Source organism: Mesorhizobium sp. WSM4842 (genome assembly GCF_055901575.1).
The window spans coordinates 6,419,908-6,438,540 of sequence record NZ_CM148372.1 but is presented as its reverse complement, the minus strand read 5'-3'; the positions used below and the strand labels follow the sequence as shown (position 1 = coordinate 6,438,540).

Sequence of the window (18,633 nt, the reverse complement as noted above, 5' to 3'; positions counted from 1 at the left end):
AAAAGTTTTTGCTGGTTAGCGGTTTCTCACTTGTGGCGGCAAGATTTTACGCTTCCGCGCCGAAGGCGACGCCCAGTTGCGCAGCGCCGCCCCGATGGGCGGTCATCATGTGCCAGCGCCCACAAGCACCCGGTCCGTTTTCTTGGAGCCGGATCGAGAGCACCGGAGCGCGGGTCTCGTCCATGAAGTGCTTGGTCGAGCACTTCGGCGAGGGCTGACCCGACAACCATCACCGCAACCGCATTCTCAGGCGCAGGAAGGACCACATTTCCGCAGCGTTCGGTAATCTTGTTCCACTGTCACGACCGGACTTTCCTGCACGATCCGTGCCTTGACCCAATTCGTCCATCGAGATGCCTCTCCCGTCTGCCCCTCCACGTTGTGAGAACCTCCGACGTAGCCTCCATGGACAAACTCCCTTCGATATTCCATGGAAGGTCGATCACAGATCACTGCAGACGGGACAACGTGGAGGCAGAACACCGGTTACCGCAGAACGTGACAAATACTGCAAAAAAGATAGTGTCCTGAAGGTTCTGCAAAAAGCTCTGGAGAGAGAACGGCCCTTGCTCTGAGGCGAGGGGCGGCCATGGCACGCTGGTGACGTTGCGACCACCGATTCCCGTGGAAGGGTAAGTGCCATGACCAAGCGAGACGTTAGACTGAGCAGAGGCGAGTTGAAAGCGTTGCTGTTGTCGGATGAGGACGGCTTTCGCAGAGTTTTGCAGACTGTCGTGCAGGAGGCTTTGGAAGCCGAGATGACGGAGGCGATCGGGGCCGAGAGAGGCGAGCGGACGACGGAGCGGGTTGGTTACCGGTCCGGCTATTACGAACGCAAGCTTGTGACGCGGGTTGGCGTGCTGGAGCTTCGGGTTCCGCAAGATCGGGCCGGCCGGTTCTCGACGGAGTTGTTCGAGCGTTATCAGCGCTCGGAGAAGGCACTGGTATCGGCGCTGGTCGAGATGTACGTGCAAGGTGTGTCGACCCGCAAGGTCAAGGCGATCACCGAGGAGCTGTGCGGCCATTCCTTCTCGGCCTCGACGGTGAGCCAGGCGACGGCGCGGCTGGATGAAGCCCTGAAGGCGTTCTATGAGCAGCGGCTTGCCGAACCTTACCCGTACCTCATTCTGGATGCGCGCTATGAGCGGGCGCGCGAGGCCGGCGTGATCGCCAGCCAGGCGGTCTTGGTGGCGATCGGCGTCGACTGGGAGGGCCGGCGCCAGGTGCTCGGTGTCGAACTGGCCAACCGGGAAAGCCATTCGAGCTGGCGCGCGTTCGTGGCAGGGCTCAAGCAGCGCGGGCTCGCCGGCGTCGAGTTCGTCGTCTCCGACGACCATCCGGGGCTCAGGGCAGCGATCCACGAAGTCCTGCCCGAGGCAGTCTGGCAGCGCTGTTACGTGCACCTCCTCAGAAACGCGCTCGACTATGTGCCGCGCAAGGTCGATGACGACTGCCTGATGGAGCTCAGATGGTTCTATGACCGGCGCGACCTGGCCGAGGTCAAGCGCGACCTGGCGCAGTGGATCGCCAAATGGCAGGCCAAATACCCGAAGCTGGTGGATTGGGTGGAGAACAACATCGAGGAGACGCTGAGCTTCTATCGGCTGCCGCTGGCGCATCACAAGCACATGAAGTCGACGAACATGCTGGAGCGGCTGAACCAGGAGATCAAGCGGCGCACCCTGGTCGTTCGCATCTTCCCCAACCCGCAGAGCTGTTTGCGGCTGGTTCGGGCATTGGCGGTGGAGATCCACGAGAACTGGCTCGAGGCGACCCGCTACCTCAACATGGATCATCTGCGCGAGCACAAGAAGGAGAACCTGAGGGCATTGGCCGCCTGAGACGCGGCCCGCCATGTCCGCCGCTCCGCTAAACACGGGGGCTGCGCGGCGGACACGCCAACGTCACCGCTGAATGCCACGCCATTTTTGCAGAACTTGACGCACACAACTGCAAAAAAGGCCCAGCCTAAGGCTTGCCGAGACAGACAGGGAGGATCGAAGCATGACGGGCAATGATATGTTGAAGGTCGGCGCTGGCGCTGCTGCTTGCCGGGTTTGGCTCGGCACATCCTGTCTTTGCACAAGAACAGGTCGCGGCGGCTGACGGCAGAAAAGGCGGAGCTTATGCTCATTGAACAGGAAAGTTAGGCCAATAGCTGCCGCTGGCTGAATATCTGCAAGCGTTCCCACTCATCGGCTAGCGCGCAATTGCACGATCAAGTCGGCAAGTTGCGCGTTGTCCGGTTGCTGCCGGGCAAGTTCTTCAGCCAGTCTCAGCGTTTCGGGGTAGCGCCGCAACTTAAGCCCAAATTGAATGGCGGTGCCGAGCAGGTTCGGATCGGCGGAGCCGTTGGTGACCGATTCGCCAAGCATTTGGAATGCATCGCCTGTGCGACCGACAGAGTCGAGAGCTATCGCTAGCGTGGTCCTGTATTGAACATTGGCTGGAGCAAGCCGCACCGAAGCCTCCAACTCGCTTATTGCGCCAGTCATGTTTTTCGCGCGAACCAGCGACAGGGCGTGGCCGTATCGGAGCAGGGGATCTTCGGGCGAGATCTTGATGGCCTCGGCATAAGTGCTTTCCGACTTCTCGTTCTGGCCGGTCGCCCTGTAAAGTTCGGCCAGATTGGCGCGTGCTCCGGCGAGGCTGCCGTCGAGCGAGATGGCACGACGAAGAGCGGCTTCGGCTTCATCCGCTTGACGCTGACCCATCAGGAAGAGGCCGTAGGCGTTCTGTGCTTCAGCCATGTCGGCATTGGCTTGCACATAGGCGCGCAAATCCTCCAGCGCGACGTCGAAACTGCGGCGCTGGTCACCGAGCAGATCATTCGTCGGCGCATCGCCGAGAGCCGTCACAGCGGCTACCCGAACGGCGCGCGTCTCGTCGGCAAGCAGCTTGCCGATGGCATTGAGCCGCAGTTCAGGCGGCAGGCTGCCGGCAGCCTGTGCCGCACCGAGCCGGACGAGCGGATCGGGGCTTGCTGCCGCGGCAGCCACATCTGCAAAAACGGCATCGCCGCCGAGGCGTCCCATCTCCACGATCGCGCTGCCTTTGACGATGGCCGCCTGTTCCCGGTCGGCGACGAGCGCACGCAAAGCTTCGATAGCTACCGGATCGTTTTGGGCAGCACCTGCGAAGGCATGGGCGATGGTCGGGCGCTCGCGCCAGGCTGCGCCATACCATTTGTCCATCGCTTCCGCCGCCCACTCGTTCGTCTGAGTTGCATGACAAGTCGTGCAGGCGTTCGGAGTGCCGTAGGCTATCGACAGGTCGGGCCGTGGAATGACGAATGAATGGTCGCGCCGCGGGTCGACCTTCATATAGGTGCGCTCGGGCATATGGCAGTTTGCACAGAGGGCGCCCGCGGAACCTGCTGGGTGATGTGTATGCGCGGGCGTGTCAAAATCCCCGCTCGGGTCGAAGTCCGTAAATCGCTCCGGCTTTGTCTCGGTATGGCATTGGGTGCATACGGAGTTGCCCTCGGCTTTCAGGGTCGCCTCGTGTTGTCTGTGGCAGTCGAGGCAGACGACGCCGGCTCTCGCCATCTTGCTCTGCTGGAACGAGCCGTATTCGAAAACCTCGTCGAGGATTTGCCCATCGGGAAAGTAGAGGTCGGGGCGCAGCAGATCAGGCGAGAAATGCTCGAGAAAAACCTTGCCCGGCCTATAGCCGTTAAGAAGTTTGGTGCGCCGCGTGTGGCAACCCAGGCAGACATTCTGATCGACCGGGATCAGACCGGAATTGGCGACCGACTGGGAACCGCCCGCCTCAGCCCATTCCACATGTTTCGCGCCGCCGCCGTGGCATGACTGGCAGCCGATGCTCGTCGCGACATAGGTCGATTTGTACTCGTCGGTCTCCGGCTGAAAATTCGCCTGAGGATCGGTGGAGTGACAGTCGATGCAAGTCCGGTTCCAGCGATAGAAGGGTCCGGTCCAGTGGTAAGTCGTGCCGGGTTTTGCGGGCTTGCCTGTGCCGAGCCAGAGCCATTCCCGTCTGATCGTGTCCCAGGCGATATCGAGCGCTTGCAGCCTGCCGCCGCCTATGTCGACGAGGTACTGCTGCAGCGGTTCGTAAGCGAAGGTGTATTTGACTTGAAACTCGCCCTGCCTGCCGTCCGGTCCCTCGGTCCGAACGAAAAACTGGCTTCCCCGTTTGAAGAAGGTCGTCAGGACGCCGTCATGCTCGTAGCGAGCACCATCGAAGTTCGCGCGCACCGTGCTGTCGTCTGCGACAGCCATAGCCTTGGCATGGTTCGATTTGGCGAAGGCCGCTGCCTGGTCCGCATGGCATGAGACGCATCTTTTTTCGTCGACGAACCCGTCGTGAATGGAGATCTGTGGATCAGATGTGGAACCACTTATTTCTGCAGCCAGACCGGCCCTGGGCGTAGTTATCACAAGCAAGGAGCCCAGCGCTGCTATTGCCAGACTAGCAGCGGCTCGTCCAGGCAAGTTACGGTCATTCATGACGGGCTTCGCTCGGTTGGCATGAGCACGCTGTAATGCCAATCACCAGCTAGGACGGGTGATGGGGCAGGCGCTCGAACGAGCGTCTAGAAAGAATGGGCATAGCTTAGTTCGAAGCCTATCGTGTCCGGGTTCCAGTCCTTCCAGTTATACTGGACCTTGCTCGAAACTGAATTGTGCTCGTCCAGTTTAAAAGTGAAGCCGGTCGCAAGCTGCGGCGTTAGGTAGTCGTCATCGACATCGAATGCATCGCGGTATCGAAACGCAATGGCATTCCAGGTCACTGTGTTGTTGAGCTTTATATCAGCCTCTGTGCGCAGCACATAGTATGCAATGTCGTCGCCGTCCCCCGATACCTGCATCCGTGCGCCAACCCCGACGCTGCCCATGACAGAGACTATATCGTTGAAATGAACTCGATAGCCTGCCGTAGTTTCGAGGTTTGCGGTCGCGGAATTGCTGAAGGCAGTGTCGGAATATTGGACCGAGGCACCCAGAATGACGCCGACATCAAACGTGTGCGACGCGCTGACATCGACCTTGGTGCTTTGCGGAACGCTAAGGTCCTGTTCCTGCCGGTCGGACGTCGCCGATATTCCCAGGGACGTACTTTCTGCCATCGCGTCGGATGTTGCGCCCAACACTGCCAGCACCGTCAAAATCCTGATAGTTCTCGCCTCCCGAGGATGCTCAACGACAAGCGGGACGCGCATTCGAGCATGTTGGTTCACGTTACGTCGCCATAGCTGATCGTTTGCGCTCGCCCAGGGCCGGCGAGCGCAAAGGAGGCCATCAGGATCAGACCGCTGAAAATCATCTTGTAAACCATGCTCAGCGTCCTTGTTGCAGATTGTCTCAATAGCACGGGGGGTAAGGATAATATCCGCAGTACGGCGGATATGCGTATGGGGCGGCAGCGGCCCCGACAGCGGCGCCAACAGCAGCTCCGGCAACTGCGGCCCCCGCCACAGCGCCAGCACCATACCAAGCGCCGTGATAGACAGGGGCATGCCAGTAAGCGCCGCCGCCGTGATAGACGCCGCCGTAGCCGCCGACATGGGCGAATCCACCGCCGCGCGGTCCACGAACCGCGAACGCATCAATGAAAAGAGCTGCCGGACCGCTCGCGCTGTTGAGACTGCCTTCCAGAACGGCAACGTCGAACGTCAGTGTGTTTCCCTCAAGTTTCGGAGCCTTGAGCGTAACGACGGCGTCGTTCACCCCCGAGCCGTCGCCCCCAAGAACAGAGACGGTCGCGTTCGGCGGGTCAATCGCGAAGTTGTCCTTGCCCTCATCCCACTGCATAATGAATTGCTCGGTCGCAACATGACCTGCGGCGCGCACGGGACGATCTGCAAAGACGATCGAGGTTTTCGAAACGCCCGTCAGGACAAGCTTGTCGCCTTCGAGCGTGGCGCCCTGCGAATTGATGACGGCCAAGGACGGGATCGGACCGGTCGGCGTAGCCGCGCCGATGGTCTTCTCCAGCGGGACATGCGGCTTCTTGGTTGTATCCTGGGCGACGGCCCCGGTGGCTGCTAGGGCCAAACTGCCGGCGAAGGCTATCGTACCTGTGATGCGACTGATGTTCATAGAATTGTCCTCCCCTTTGAGTTTCACGGAAAATCCGGACGCACGTCACGCTGGCTCTAGTTTCCCGGAAAGATCTGCTTCCAGTCGGCCTTCATGTCGACGACCGTCCAATTGTTGATGGCGGCGGCGTCGAGAGCCAGGTCGAGATGGCCGAACTCGCTTTTCCGGTCGTAGGCATATTCGCGCTCTGCGTCGGTGTGATGAACGATCAAGCCGAACTGCAGACCGTCGGCGAGAGTCGTCCATTGCAGCATTTCAAGATCGCCGTCCGAATTGCCGAACGCGGCAATAGGCTTGCGGCCGATATGCTCCTGAATGCCGACCGGCTTGCCGGCCTTGTCGTCGATGAAGTTGACCTCGGGCAATCGAAACAGCGTGGGGTCGCCGTCCTTCATCGCGAACTTCGTCTTGATCGAAGAGCCGACCACCTGTTCCGGCGGAACGCCGTAAACCTTTTCCGTCCAGGGGCGCATGAACTCGACGCCGCCGCCAGACACGATGAAGGTTTTGAACCCGTTGGCCCGCAGATAGGCGAGAAGTTCGAGCATCGGCTGGTAGACCAACTCGGTATAAGGCTTCTTGAAGCGTGGATCGCGCGCGTTGGCGATCCAGTCGGTCACGATTGTCTGGAATTGCGTGACGGTCATGCCGGCGTGGGTCGCCATGATGAGTTCCACCAGGCCCTTTTCACCGGCTGCTGCGAGCGCCTTCATGTCGCCTTCGAGCACGGCCTGAAACGGCTGGGTGGTCGCCCATTCGGGATGACTTGGCGCCTCGGCTTTTACACGGTCGAGCGCGAAGGCGAGTTGCACATACATCGGATGTTCGACCCACAGCGTGCCGTCATTGTCGAACACCGCGATGCGTTCGGGCTCCGGCACGAAGTCGGGCGAACCCTCCTTGCTCACCTTCTCGACGAACTCGACGATCGCAGCCTTCGGCGCGGTGTCGTTCCAGGACGGCAACGGATCGGACTGGGCCTGCACCGGAGCAACAAACAGCAGTGCTGTAATGGCTCCCAACGCTGCAATGCGAGTCCGTTCGAGGAAATCAAGAGTCGCGAACATTTGGCAAGCCTTTCAAACACGACACAGCATTGTCGGGCGGCCCTTGCGGGCCACCCGACAGGTTGAGGGTACGACTACTGCCCCGCGTGCTGCTTCGAGGCTTCCTCGATCTTCGCTTTCACGGCCTCGAGATTAAAGCTCGCGCCTTTCTGCATCGGCGGATACTCGATGCCGGTCTCGGCGAGTTTCGCCACTTGCTGCTGCACAAACACGAAGCGCCAGAACTCGTACTGGAACCAGCTGAAGTATTCCTGCGCCCCATCCAGCGTACCCTCCCTCGGCCAGGTCAGGCGCTCGAAGGGGTCGAGGCGCAGGTTGATCAGCGTGGGCACGTCGAGTTGAACCTTGCCGCCGATCCAACCGGCGGGCTGCTCGAGGAAGCGATACTTGAAATCGTCGACGCGCACTGCACCGAGGGAGCTTTCGCCGAAGTAGAATATCTCATGGCGGGCCGAAGGACCTTTGCCTGTGATCAGGTCCATCTGGTTGTATCCGTCGAGATGATTTTTATAGGTACGGTCGCCGACCTGCTTTCCTTTCAGAAGCTCGTCCGAAATGTTCGGATTGCCCGCTGCCGCAACGAAAGTCGGCAGCCAGTCGATCCCGGACACGATGCCGTTTTCCACTACGCCGGCGGGGACCTTGCCGGGCCAGCGGATCATCGCTGGGGCACGGAAGCCGCCTTCGTAGGTGGTACCCTTTTGCCCTTTGAACGGCGTGTTACCGCCGTCAGGCCAGGTGAACGTCTCCGTGCCGTTGTCGGTCGTGAACACGACGATGGTGTTGTCATCCACGCCTAGCTCCTTGAGCTTCTGCATAGTAGCGCCGACGACATCGTCTAGCTGGGCCATGCCGGCTTCGTGGATCGTCCAGCCATTCTGCGAGTTGCGCAGCCCCTCGTACTTCTCTGACAGGTGGGTGACGATGTGCATGCGCGTCGGGTTGAGCCAGAGGAAGAACGGCTTGTTGTCGGCCTTTGCCTTGTCCAGGAACTTGAAGGCGAGGTCCCGGATTTCGTCGTCCACGGTTTCCATCCGCTCGGGATAGAGCGTGCCGGCGTCTTCGATCTTCTGCTTGCCGACCTTGCCCCAGCGCGGATCGACGGTCGCATCATCGGTTTCGGTTGCCCAACTATGGACCATGTTGCGTGGGCCGACCTTGTTCAGCAGTTCCTGCGGATAGGCAGGGTGCGCGGGGTCCTCCATCGCGTCGAGATGATAGAGATAGCCGAAGAACTCGTCGAAGCCATGGACGGTGGGCAAGAACTCGTTGCGGTCGCCGAGATGGTTCTTGCCGAACTGGCCGGTGGCATATCCCAAATCCTTAAGCGCCGTCGCAATCGTCATCGCTTCTGCGGGCAAGCCGAGTGTCGCGCCCGCTTGACCGACCGTGGTCATGCCGGTGCGGATCGGCAGTTCGCCGGTAACGAAGGCTGCGCGGCCTGCCGTGCAGCTTGCTTCGGCGTAATAGTCCGTAAAGAGCATGCCTTCTGCCGCAATCTTGTCGAGGTTCGGCGTGCGTCCCGCCATCATTCCGCGGTGGTAGGCGCCGATGTTCCAGATGCCGATGTCGTCGCCCATGATGACGACGATGTTAGGTTTTGCAGCATCCTGAGCCTGCGCTGGGGCAAACGAACCCCAAAGCACCGCCGCGGCAGTCAAGGTTCCGATGCCGTAACTAAGGATCTTAAGACTCATGTTCAGCTCCTCCTGCTGGAAATCTCGTCAACCGCCCGAATTGGAACGATTCCGCGCCCGTGCGTCCGGTCGTGCGTGAGCCCGGCTGCGCGCCACCCAACAGGCGCACGGTCCGATTGACTTCCCCAAAGGACAATATCATCAAGCGTTGCTCGGATTTACCGTAGCGTCAGCCTTGTGTGCTGACTGATCAAGCGAGGGGCGCCCTGGGGCGTCCGGCATTGGCGGGCGGGTCAGTCGTGACCTGTCTTCATGCTCCGGACTTGCGCCATCACTTGCTCCAGATTGTAGCTTGCAGGGTCCTGGAGCGGCGGGAAGGCGATGTAGGTCTCGAGATGCTTCAGCCACAACTGCTGGCCGATGGGCAGGATGTTCCAGTCATAGACGTAGGCGGTGGACGGTGACGCGATGGAGCCGCCCATACCAAAGAGCGTCTTGATCTGTTGTCCGACCGAGGTCTCGAACGGATCGCGCTTGATGTTGACGACCTGCGTCCACGAGTACGGCATAACCCCGGCAATGAAGCCAGCCGGATCGTCTGACACCATCGCGAAATACATCTTCCAGTTCTTGTAGCGGACCGCCGACGGCTCCTTGCCGGAATAGTACAAGAAAGAGTCGCGCGCAGACGGCGCCTTGCCTTCCAGGAAGTCACGCTGATCGATCCCGTCGAGTGTGGTCTTGACGACATTCGGATACGTGCCTGCCTCAATCCGTTTCTTCAACTCGTCACCCTTCGGGCCGCCTGCGATGTTCACGAGCGTCGGCAGCCAGTCGAGCGCCGAGAACATGTCGTTCTTGACGGTGCCGGGCTCGATATGCCCCGGCCAGCGAACGACCAGTGGTGCCCGCATGCCGCCTTCCCAGGTGCTGAGCTTGCCACCCTTGAACGGGGTGGTGCCGCCATCCGGGAAGGTGATCGTCTCGGCTCCGTTGTCGGTGGTGAAGACGACGATGGTGTTGTCGAGCTGGCCCATGTCTTCCAGCTTCTTCAGGACGACGCCGATATTGTCGTCCATCTGCTTCATGCCGGCTTCGTTCATGCCCCAGTCCTTGCCGCCGGGCTCGCCGATCATATTGAGATACTTGTCCGGCAACACCGTCGTGATGTGCATGCGGGCCGGGTTGTACCAGACGAAGAACGGCTTGTTGGTCGTCTTCGGGTCGTTTCGGTCGAGGAAGTCGACGACCTTGGCGGAGATTTCCTCGTCGATGGTCTTTGACCGCTCCAGCGTCAGCGGGCCCTCGTCCTTGCAGGACTGATTTGCCGGGGATCCGTCGGAGGATGTGCACGCGAGCATTGGACGCGGTGGCGTCAGGCAGGTCGTGGTCTTCGGATCGACAGCGCCCGGAACCTCGGCCAGGCCGGGGATCGGTGTATTCATGCAGGGCGGCGCGATCCCCTGCTCGGTTGGGCTCTTGTTGATGTCAGGGAAGCTCACGCCCTGCATGGCGTCGAGGTGATAGAGGTAGCCCCAAAATTCCTGGAACCCGTGTGCGGTCGGCAGGGATTCGGTGGTATCTCCGAGATGGTTCTTGCCGAACTCACCTGTCGAGTAGCCGAGATCATTCAGGAACCTGGCGAGGTGGGGCGTGCCGGCCCGCAGGTAGGACGGGCTTCCGGGAATCTCCGGCAGGACCATGCCGACGCGCACCGGCTGCATGCCGGTGATGAAGGCGGTACGCCCCGCAGTGCAGCTCTGCTCGGCATAGTAGGTCATGAATTTCGCACCTCCCTGGCCGATGCGATCGATGTTGGGCGTTTCGCCGACCATCAGGCCCTGATGATAGATGCTGGGCTGCATCCAGCCGATATCATCGCCCATGATGAACAGGATGTTGGGCTTTTGCGCATCCTGGGCCTGTGCCGGCGCATGCGCGCCCCACAGGACCGTCGCAGCGGTCAGTATCCCAATGCTGCAGTCAAGGATTCTACGACTCATTTCCCTCTCCTCTGGTTGCTTACGGATAGATGCCTCGCCACCGCCCACGGCACGATTTCGAGCCTGAACGACCTCCCGTCACCAGTCGGAGCGCTCAAGATCACGCTACGGTAGCCCTAGCTAACACATGGTGATATTGTCCTTTGGGGAAGTTGTTCAGGTGCAGATGCGGTAACGCTGCCCGATCTACTTTCCCAGCTAAAAGCTTGGCTTGTGAGGGGGTATCCATCATGCTGTGCGATCCGCCTGTTCGGTCGCGCCGACGCGCCCAGAACGCGGTCAGGTTCCTTGTTGCAATTTTGATTGCGATTTTTCTGGACGGCGGCTCTGCAGCAGCTGAGGTCGTCGGCCGGTCTCCGCGTGTGCTCATCCTCCATCCGTATGACGAGCGACTGCCCGCAAGCTCGATTGCCGGGGAGAACGCCAGAAATCGGCTTATCGAGGCGACGTCCGGCAATGTCGATCTCTTCTCGGAGTTCCTGGACCTCTCGAGGTTTCCCGAGGAAGCCCATATCGACCGCATGGCGCGGTATATGTCCGAGAAATACGTCGATCATCGCCCGGACGTCGTGATCGCGCTCGGCGAATCGGCAACCCGTTTCATCGTCAATAACCGTGAGGCGATCGCGCCCGACGCAAAGATCGTGTTCTGCGGCTTCGGGCGTGACAGTGCTTCGAAACTCAACTTGCCGGCAGATGTCGTCGGGGCTTTCAGCGAATTCGATATTGCCAAGACGCTCGAATTGGCCCGCGCCCTCCAGCCCGACGCCGAAAATCTTTTCATCATTGGTGGTTCGGCAGCTTTCGATCGCACTTGGCTTGACAGCGCTAGAACCGACCTCGCGGTCGCTTCAAAAGATTACGCAACCACCTACTTGGAAGGTTATTCGATCGATGAATTCGTGGAGCGTGCCTCCCATTTCCCACCGGACAGTATTGTCCTGTTCCTCACCATTCTTGCCGATAGTACAGGCCGCAACTTCCTGCCCAAAGACGCTTTAGGAATAGTGGCGGCGAAGGCCAGTGCGCCGATTTATGGACCCTATGACACCTACGTTGGTCAAGGTGTCGTGGGCGGAAACTCGGTAACCTTCGACTCCTTGGGAAACGCGGTCGCCGGCTTGGCTTTGGATGCACTCGCGGGAAAGCCGATCACAGACATCGAAGTGCCGCAAACATTCTTTGCCGACGCAAGGCAGCTAAAGCGATGGGGCCTGTCGGAAAGCGCGCTTCCTGCAGAGACCGCGTTGAGTTTCAGAGAACCTACGCTTTGGGAGCAGCATGGCGATTTGGTCGCGGCAGCCATTGCCCTGGTCGCCTTACAGGCCCTGATCATCACTGGGCTGCTCTTCGAGCGACGCCGGCGTTTCGCCGCCGAAGGTGAATCCAGCCTGCGTCTCCTTGAGCTGGTCCACATGAATCAGTCTGCAACCGCAGGCGCATTGTCGGCATCGATCGCTCACGAACTCAACCAGCCGCTGGGCGCCATTCTCAGCAATGCCGAGGCAGCGGAGATCATACTCAAGGGAAAGACGCCTGATCTGGATCTCATCCAGCAGATTTTGGCTGACATCAGGGACGACGACCAGCGAGCAGGCGATATTATTCTTCGCCTTCGGGGTATGCTGAAGAAAAGGAGTGCGATCGACTGGCAGGAGTTTGACCTCAATGAGGTCGTCGACGGCGCCATTTGTATCTTGCGCGCTGAAGCCGCGAAGAAACAGGTGGCCGTAAGCGCCGAGCAATCCACGGGCAGACTGCCGGTTCGCGCCGACAAGGTTCATCTGCAGCAGGTCATCCTGAATCTCGCGACCAATGCAATGGACGCGATGGTCGAATCGGTAACAGCGAACCGCAAGCTTGTGTTTCAGACGGCGTTACAGGGCGATGCCAGGGTCGAGATGTCGATTTCAGACACCGGCAGGGGCATCCCAAAAGACCATCTCGATAGTATCTTCGCAGCATTCTACACGACAAAGCCAACCGGAACCGGGCTGGGGCTCTCCATCGCTCGCGCGATCGTGGAAACTTACGGTGGAAAGATCTGGGCGGACAATCGCGTCGGCGGCGGCGCGGTGTTCCGCTTCGTCCTGCCGCTCGCGGAGGCCACTTGAACGCCTATGGAACCATTCATTCACATTATCGATGACGACGCATCGTTTCGAACGGCGCTCGGACGTCTCGTCGAAACCTATGGTTTTCGGGTTAGCGGCTACCAGTCGGGCGAGGATTTCCTGGCGCAGCTGCCGGAATCGGAAGCCGGCTGCATCCTTCTTGATCTGCGCATGCCCGGGCTCAGCGGTCCGGAACTGCAGGACAGGCTTGCACAAGCCGTCCCGCTGCTTCCCGTCGTCTTCTTGACGGGCCAAGGCACGATCGCCGCGAGTGTTCAGGCAATGAAGGCGGGCGCCGATGATTTTCTGGAGAAACCCATTTCGTCCCAAATCTTACGTGAGGCGATCGAGCGCGCGCTCGCCAAGAATGAAAAACGGCGCGCCGGACACGATCAGATTCAGGCGCTCCAGACCAAAGTGTTCAGCCTAACGCCACGCGAAATCCAGGTTTTCGATCTGGTCGTTCGCGGCAGGCGTAACAAGCAGGTTGCATACGACCTGAACACCTCCGAGCGCACGGTCAAGGCGCATCGGCACAGCGTCATGGAAAAGTTGGGCGTTACGTCCCTCGCCGAGATGGTATCGATCGCGGAGAGGCTGGGGGCCGTTCGGGCAGCGCAAACAGGCTCAAATCCAACATTCGGTGCTTCCCCAAAGGCCAATATCCAGTGACGTTAACTCGGCTCACAATCTCTCCGTTGATACTCGCACGCGTCGCCCCTTCGAGGAGCCAAATGTGGAAAGCCCGCCACGAACAGTGGCTGTCGTGGAAGACGATCCGAGCATGCGGAGAAGCATCGAACGGTTGTTAAACGCGCACGGTCACCAAACGCATGGATACGCGTCGGCGGAGACGTTTCTTGAATCCGATTTTGCCGGCTCGATCGGCTGCCTGGTGCTCGACATTCACCTCGCCAACATGTCCGGAATCCGGCTGCGGCGCTGGCTTCGCGATTTGGGCTCCAGCCTGCCGATTATCTTCATCACCGCCGTTGACGACGAAGCGCTTGAAGCGGAGGCGCGCGACGCGGGCTGCGTGGCCTTTCTTCGCAAGCCTTTCGCAGCCACTTTTTTGCTGTCTGCTATCGATGACGCCTTGTTGGGATTGTCTAACGAATAAGTGACTTCGCGCTGCCGGGAGGCGCTTGCATGAAAGCAATCCAAACCATTCCTACGGGCATCGCCTTTGCCGTCGTATCTGTCTTTTGCGATTTCGCTGCAGCCCAGGACGACAGCCAGGATCTTGCCAAGAAGCTTTCCAATCCGATCGCCTCGCTGATCAGTGTACCCTTGCAGTTCAACTACGACGAAGGGTTCGGGCCGAACGACGGGCAGAAGGCCGTACTCAACATCCAGCCGGTCGTTCCGATCTCGCTGAACGACGACTGGAACATGATCTCTCGCACCATCCTGCCGGTGATCTGGCAGAACGACATCGCCGGCCCCTCGGGCGAGCAGTCCGGTCTCGGCGACATCACCCAGAGCTTGTTCTTCTCGCCGAAGAACCCGGGACCGTCGGGCATCGTCTGGGGCGTCGGTCCGGCGTTTCTCGTCCCAACCGCCACCGACGATCTGCTCGGCGGCGGCAAATGGGGCGCCGGTCCCACCGCCGTGGTGCTGAAACAGATGGGCGGGTGGACGGTCGGCGCGCTGACCAACCACATCTGGTCCTTCGCCGGCGACGGCGACCGGGCGGACATCAGCTCCACCTTCCTGCAACCTTTTGTTTCCTACACCACGGCAGACGCCTGGACCTTCGGCGTCAACACAGAAAGCACCTACAATTGGGAAACGGAAGAGTGGTCGGTTCCGATCAATTTCACGGTGGCAAAGCTCGTCAAGTTTGACAAGCAACCGGTCAGCTTCACCGTCGGTGTCCGCTATTGGGCCGAAAGCCCCGACAGCGGCCCCGACGGGTTTGGATTCCGCGGCGTGGTGACGTTCCTATTTCCAAAATAGCCGCCCGGCACAAAGGCCTGCCGGGACGACGACAAACAGGGAGGATAGAAGCATGATGGGCAATGACATGTTGAAGGCGGGCGTTGCGGCGCTGGCGCTGCTGCTTGCCGGGTTTGGTTCGGCGCACCCTGTCCTTGCACAAGAACAGGTCGCGGCGGCTGACGCTTCGGGTGATGCCACGACTTCGCCGGAGCCGCTGAGCGCCGACGAGATGGAGGTCTTGGTTGCGCGGATTGCGCTCTATCCGGACGAGCTGATCGCAGTGATCACTGCGGCAGCGCTTTATCCGCTGGAGATCGTCGAGGCGGGGCGCTTCCTCGACAGGTACGAGAAGGACAAGAGTTTGAAGCCGAAGGAGAGCTGGGACGGCTCCGTGGTGTCGCTGCTCAACTATCCGGACATCGTCAAGATGATGAGCGACGACCTCGAATGGACGCAGACGCTCGGCGATGCCATCGCCTACCAGCAGAAGGACGTGCTGGTTGCCATCCAGCAGCTGCGTGACGAGGCGGTTGCCAAGGGCGTCATCAAGACCGACGACAAGATCCAGGTGGTCAAGGAGAACGACAATTTCGTCATCAAGTCGGCGAGCCCCGAGGTGATCTACGTCCCGCAATATCCCCCGCAGATGTTTTATGAGCCGGATTACGTGTGGGAACCGATCCGCTATTATCCCGATCCTTACCCCTATTATTGGTATCCGGGAGCGACCTTTTTCGCCGGGGCGGTGACGGGCGCCATTTGGGCCGCCGCCGTCGACTGGGACGACTGGGGCGTGTGGGGCGGCCGCTGGAACGGCAACGACATCGATATCGACTGCAACAACTGTTTCAACAACCGCGACTTCAACGGCAATATCAACATCAACGACGTCGACTGGAAGAATGTCGATCGCAGCAAGATCAAGATCGACCGCGATCAGTTGAACAAGTTCGACCAGAACAACATCAAGAACCGCATCGAGAAGGACGGCGACAACGCCATCCGCGACCGCGCACGCGAAATCAAGAAGAACGACAAACTCGCCAACAGGGTGCCGGGCAAGACGGCTGCAACGAGAGACATCCGCAAGAGCACGCTGGACGGGCTGAAGGCCAAGCCCGCCAACGTGACCCGCCCCGCCAAGCCCGCCAACATCCAGAAACCTGCGGCCAAGCCTACCGCCAATCGCCCGGCGGCGAAGCCGGCCAAGGTGAGCCGCCCGGCCGGCAAGCCAAAACCTGCGGCAAGGGTCGACAACCGGCCGAAGAAACCGTCGGGGCTTGGCAACGTCGATCGCGGCAAGGCGACCAAGGTCAGCTCCAACCGCGGCCACCAATCGATGGGTGGTGGCCAGCGCGGCGGTGGCGGCCACAAGCAGATCAAGCGCTCCAGTGGCGGACGCCGGCGTTAACGGAACGGGAGGACAGGATCATGATACAGATGTTCAGCACCACCCGTCACACGGGACTTTTGCATACAATCCTTCTCCGCTCTGTCTGCGCCGTGGCGCTTGCAGTGGGCATCATCGCTGTCTCGCAGCCAGCCGCCGCACAGGATGCGCCGGAGGCGCCGGAGATCACCGCCTTTGCGGCCGCCGCCGAGCCGCCCGTCTTCGATACGCCCGAGGCAGCGGTCGAAGCATTTAAGCAGGCCCTCAACGACGCCGGCAACGGTGCGGTTGCGGCCCTTCTCGGCCTCGATGCGGAAAAGCTGAAGGCCGACGAGAACTCGGACGAGACGCTGGCGGCGATCAAGGAGGGGGTGGCCAAGCAGCTTGTCGTCGATGGCGAGGGCGACCGCCGCACGCTGCAGATCGGCGACAAGCTGTGGCCGCTGCCGTTTCCGATCGTCAAGGGCGAGGACGGCAAGTGGGCTTTCGACACCTATGCCGGGCTCGAAGAGATCGTGAACCGCCGCGTCGGCGAGAACGAGCTCACCGCGATCGAGACGATGCGCGCCTATGTCGATGCGCAGGAGGACTATGCGTCGCAGGACCGCGACGAGGATGGCGTGGAGGAGTTCGCGCAGAAACTGATCAGTTCGGAAGGTGCCACCGACGGGCTCTATTGGCCGACCGACGACATCAACGGTGAAAGCCCGGCTGGCGCCAATATCGATCAGGCCGAACTTGAGGACGCGGCCAAGGGCGAAGGCTATTTCGGCTACAAGTACAAGATCCTGACCGGCCAGGGCGACCAGATCGCCGGCGGCGCTTACGACTACGTCATCAACGGCAACATGATCGCCGGCTTCGGCCTCATCGCCTGGCCGGCCAAATATGGCGAGACAGGCGTAAAAACCTTCGCCGTCAACCAGCACGGCGTCGTCTACGAGGCCGATCTCGGCCCAACCACCGAGCAGATCGTCAAATACATCGACCGCTTCAACCCGGACGACACCTGGCAGGTCGTGGCCGACTGAGAGAAAAGCGTTCTAGTTGTCTGCGGATAATATCGTCGACGCGCGCGACTCTGGGCGGCGGCGGTCTCCGCCTCGGCGCTGCATCGCGCGGCAAGGATAAGCCCGTTAGCAAGACGTCGACTTCTTGATTGGCTCGCTGAGAAAAGCCGGCCTCACCATCGCAGACTGACCGTAATTCTTCGAGTAGGATACAGTTAGTTACGTTGCGCACGGAGCGGCAATGCCGCAACGTCACCTGGGCGCAACAAGCCGGAAGGTGACTGGCATGAAAACCAACAGACGATCTTTTACAGGTCAAGCATTGGTCGGAAGCTTTGCGGCACCTGTTGTGGCGCTGGTTCTGGCGATTGGCCTGGGAGCGCCCGCAAGGGCCGACGAGGCTGCGGCCAAGAGCATGCTCAAGGCGATGTCGGATTATCTGACCGCGCAGACGACTATATCGTTCGGATACGACACCAATCTCGAGATCGTCACCAAGGATCACCAGAAGCTGCTGCTGGCGAGTTCGGGCATGGTGGATCTCAGCCGGCCCGACAAGTTCCGCGGCAGCCGCCGCGGCGGGTTTGCCAATGTCGAAATGGTCTTTGACGGCAAGACGCTGACGCTGCTGGGCAAGGACGCCAATCTCTATACGCAGGTCGAAATCCCCGGCACACTCGACCATCTGGTCGACGAGCTGCGGAACAAATACAAGAGGCCAATCCCCGGCGCCGATCTTCTGCTGTCGAACGTCTACGACGAGTTGATGCGCGACGTCACCGACGTCAAGGATCTCGGCAGCGGCGTGATCGGCGGCACGGAGTGCGATCATCTGGCGTTTCGGAAAAAGGAAGTCGATTGGCAGATATGGATCGCGCAGGGTGAGCATCCCTATCCCTGCCGTTATGTCATCACGTCCAACGCAGTCGACCAGGGTCCGCAATACAGCATTCAGATCAGCGACTGGAAAACCGGTGCTGATGTTGCCGCGGACGATTTCGCCTTCAAGGCGCCGGACGGTGCCAAGAAGGTCGATCTGAAGGAACTTGTCGACTTCGATGAACTGCCCACACATCTTTCGCCAGGAGCCGCCAAATGACCGTGTCGAGAAAACTGAGAATCGTCGTGCTCGCCGGAGCCGTTGGACTGTTCGGGCTTGAAGCCTCGGAGCAGCTAGCGCTTCCCGGCTTTAGCAGCCTTGTCTCCAGCGCCGAGGCCAGGGTCGGGCGTCCCCTGACGCCGGTCAGTGTCGCCGGGGTGGCGCGGCGCACGGTACGGCGCTGCGCGGCCGGTGTGTACTGTTGAGTTCGCGGCGAGCATTGATAGCGGTGCCGGTTGTTTGGTTACTTGCGGCAGCAGGTGTCATCGAGGCCGCCATGGGTGTGGCCCTCATCGTCGTTCCGAGC

At 60.4% G+C, this 18,633-nt stretch carries 15 protein-coding genes; 9 read left to right on the top strand and 6 right to left on the bottom strand.

Annotated features, from left to right (window positions below):
* Positions 1-641 precede the first annotated feature (641 nt).
* A complete protein-coding gene (locus AC0NIE_RS31190; protein WP_474044558.1) occupies positions 642-1,841 on the top strand; it encodes an IS256 family transposase in 1,200 nt (399 codons plus the stop codon).
* 351 nt (positions 1,842-2,192) lie between these two features.
* On the opposite strand, the gene AC0NIE_RS31185 is transcribed toward AC0NIE_RS31190, so the two are convergent.
* The 6 genes from AC0NIE_RS31185 to AC0NIE_RS31160 form a co-directional block, all read right to left on the bottom strand.
* The gene (locus AC0NIE_RS31185) at positions 2,193-4,472 is read right to left on the bottom strand and encodes a tetratricopeptide repeat protein (RefSeq protein ID WP_473486198.1); all 2,280 of its coding nucleotides are present in this window, start codon (positions 4,470-4,472) and stop codon (positions 2,193-2,195) included.
* Between the two features lie 86 nt (positions 4,473-4,558).
* Positions 4,559-5,125, bottom strand: coding sequence for a hypothetical protein (locus AC0NIE_RS31180; RefSeq protein ID WP_473486197.1), 567 nt, complete (start codon positions 5,123-5,125; stop codon positions 4,559-4,561).
* Positions 5,126-5,327: 202 nt separating this feature from the next.
* Positions 5,328-6,065, bottom strand: coding sequence for a hypothetical protein (locus AC0NIE_RS31175; protein ID WP_473486196.1), 738 nt, complete (start codon positions 6,063-6,065; stop codon positions 5,328-5,330).
* A gap of 56 nt (positions 6,066-6,121) precedes the next feature.
* Positions 6,122-7,132: an HAD family hydrolase gene (locus AC0NIE_RS31170; RefSeq protein WP_473486195.1), complete on the bottom strand. Its 1,011-nt coding sequence runs from the start codon at positions 7,130-7,132 to the stop codon at positions 6,122-6,124.
* Positions 7,133-7,206: 74 nt separating this feature from the next.
* Positions 7,207-8,829, bottom strand: coding sequence for an arylsulfatase (locus AC0NIE_RS31165; protein ID WP_473486194.1), 1,623 nt, complete (start codon positions 8,827-8,829; stop codon positions 7,207-7,209).
* Between the two features lie 233 nt (positions 8,830-9,062).
* Positions 9,063-10,772: an arylsulfatase gene (locus AC0NIE_RS31160; RefSeq protein ID WP_473486193.1), complete on the bottom strand. Its 1,710-nt coding sequence runs from the start codon at positions 10,770-10,772 to the stop codon at positions 9,063-9,065.
* A 230-nt stretch (positions 10,773-11,002) separates the two neighbouring features.
* On the opposite strand from AC0NIE_RS31160, the gene AC0NIE_RS31155 reads away from it, so the two are divergent.
* The 8 genes from AC0NIE_RS31155 (at position 11,003) to AC0NIE_RS31120 (ending at position 18,532) form a co-directional block, all read left to right on the top strand.
* Positions 11,003-12,886, top strand: coding sequence for a sensor histidine kinase (locus tag AC0NIE_RS31155; RefSeq protein WP_473486192.1), 1,884 nt, complete (start codon positions 11,003-11,005; stop codon positions 12,884-12,886).
* Positions 12,887-12,892: 6 nt separating this feature from the next.
* Entirely contained in the window at positions 12,893-13,558 is a 666-nt protein-coding gene (locus AC0NIE_RS31150) for a response regulator transcription factor (RefSeq protein WP_473486191.1), read from the top strand.
* 64 nt (positions 13,559-13,622) lie between these two features.
* Positions 13,623-14,006, top strand: coding sequence for a response regulator transcription factor (locus AC0NIE_RS31145; RefSeq protein WP_473486190.1), 384 nt, complete (start codon positions 13,623-13,625; stop codon positions 14,004-14,006).
* A gap of 29 nt (positions 14,007-14,035) precedes the next feature.
* Complete coding sequence (locus AC0NIE_RS31140) at positions 14,036-14,845, top strand: transporter (RefSeq protein WP_473486189.1); 810 nt, start codon at positions 14,036-14,038, stop codon at positions 14,843-14,845.
* A gap of 67 nt (positions 14,846-14,912) precedes the next feature.
* Complete coding sequence (locus AC0NIE_RS31135) at positions 14,913-16,238, top strand: DUF3300 domain-containing protein (protein WP_473486210.1); 1,326 nt, start codon at positions 14,913-14,915, stop codon at positions 16,236-16,238.
* Positions 16,239-16,258: 20 nt separating this feature from the next.
* Entirely contained in the window at positions 16,259-17,248 is a 990-nt protein-coding gene (locus AC0NIE_RS31130; protein ID WP_473486188.1) for a DUF2950 domain-containing protein, read from the top strand.
* A gap of 394 nt (positions 17,249-17,642) precedes the next feature.
* A complete protein-coding gene (locus AC0NIE_RS31125; protein WP_473486209.1) occupies positions 17,643-18,326 on the top strand; it encodes a DUF2092 domain-containing protein in 684 nt (227 codons plus the stop codon).
* The gene (locus AC0NIE_RS31120) at positions 18,323-18,532 is read left to right on the top strand and encodes a hypothetical protein (RefSeq protein ID WP_473486187.1); all 210 of its coding nucleotides are present in this window, start codon (positions 18,323-18,325) and stop codon (positions 18,530-18,532) included. The genes AC0NIE_RS31125 and AC0NIE_RS31120 overlap by 4 nt, the downstream gene beginning before the upstream one ends.
* Positions 18,533-18,633: the final 101 nt, after the last annotated feature.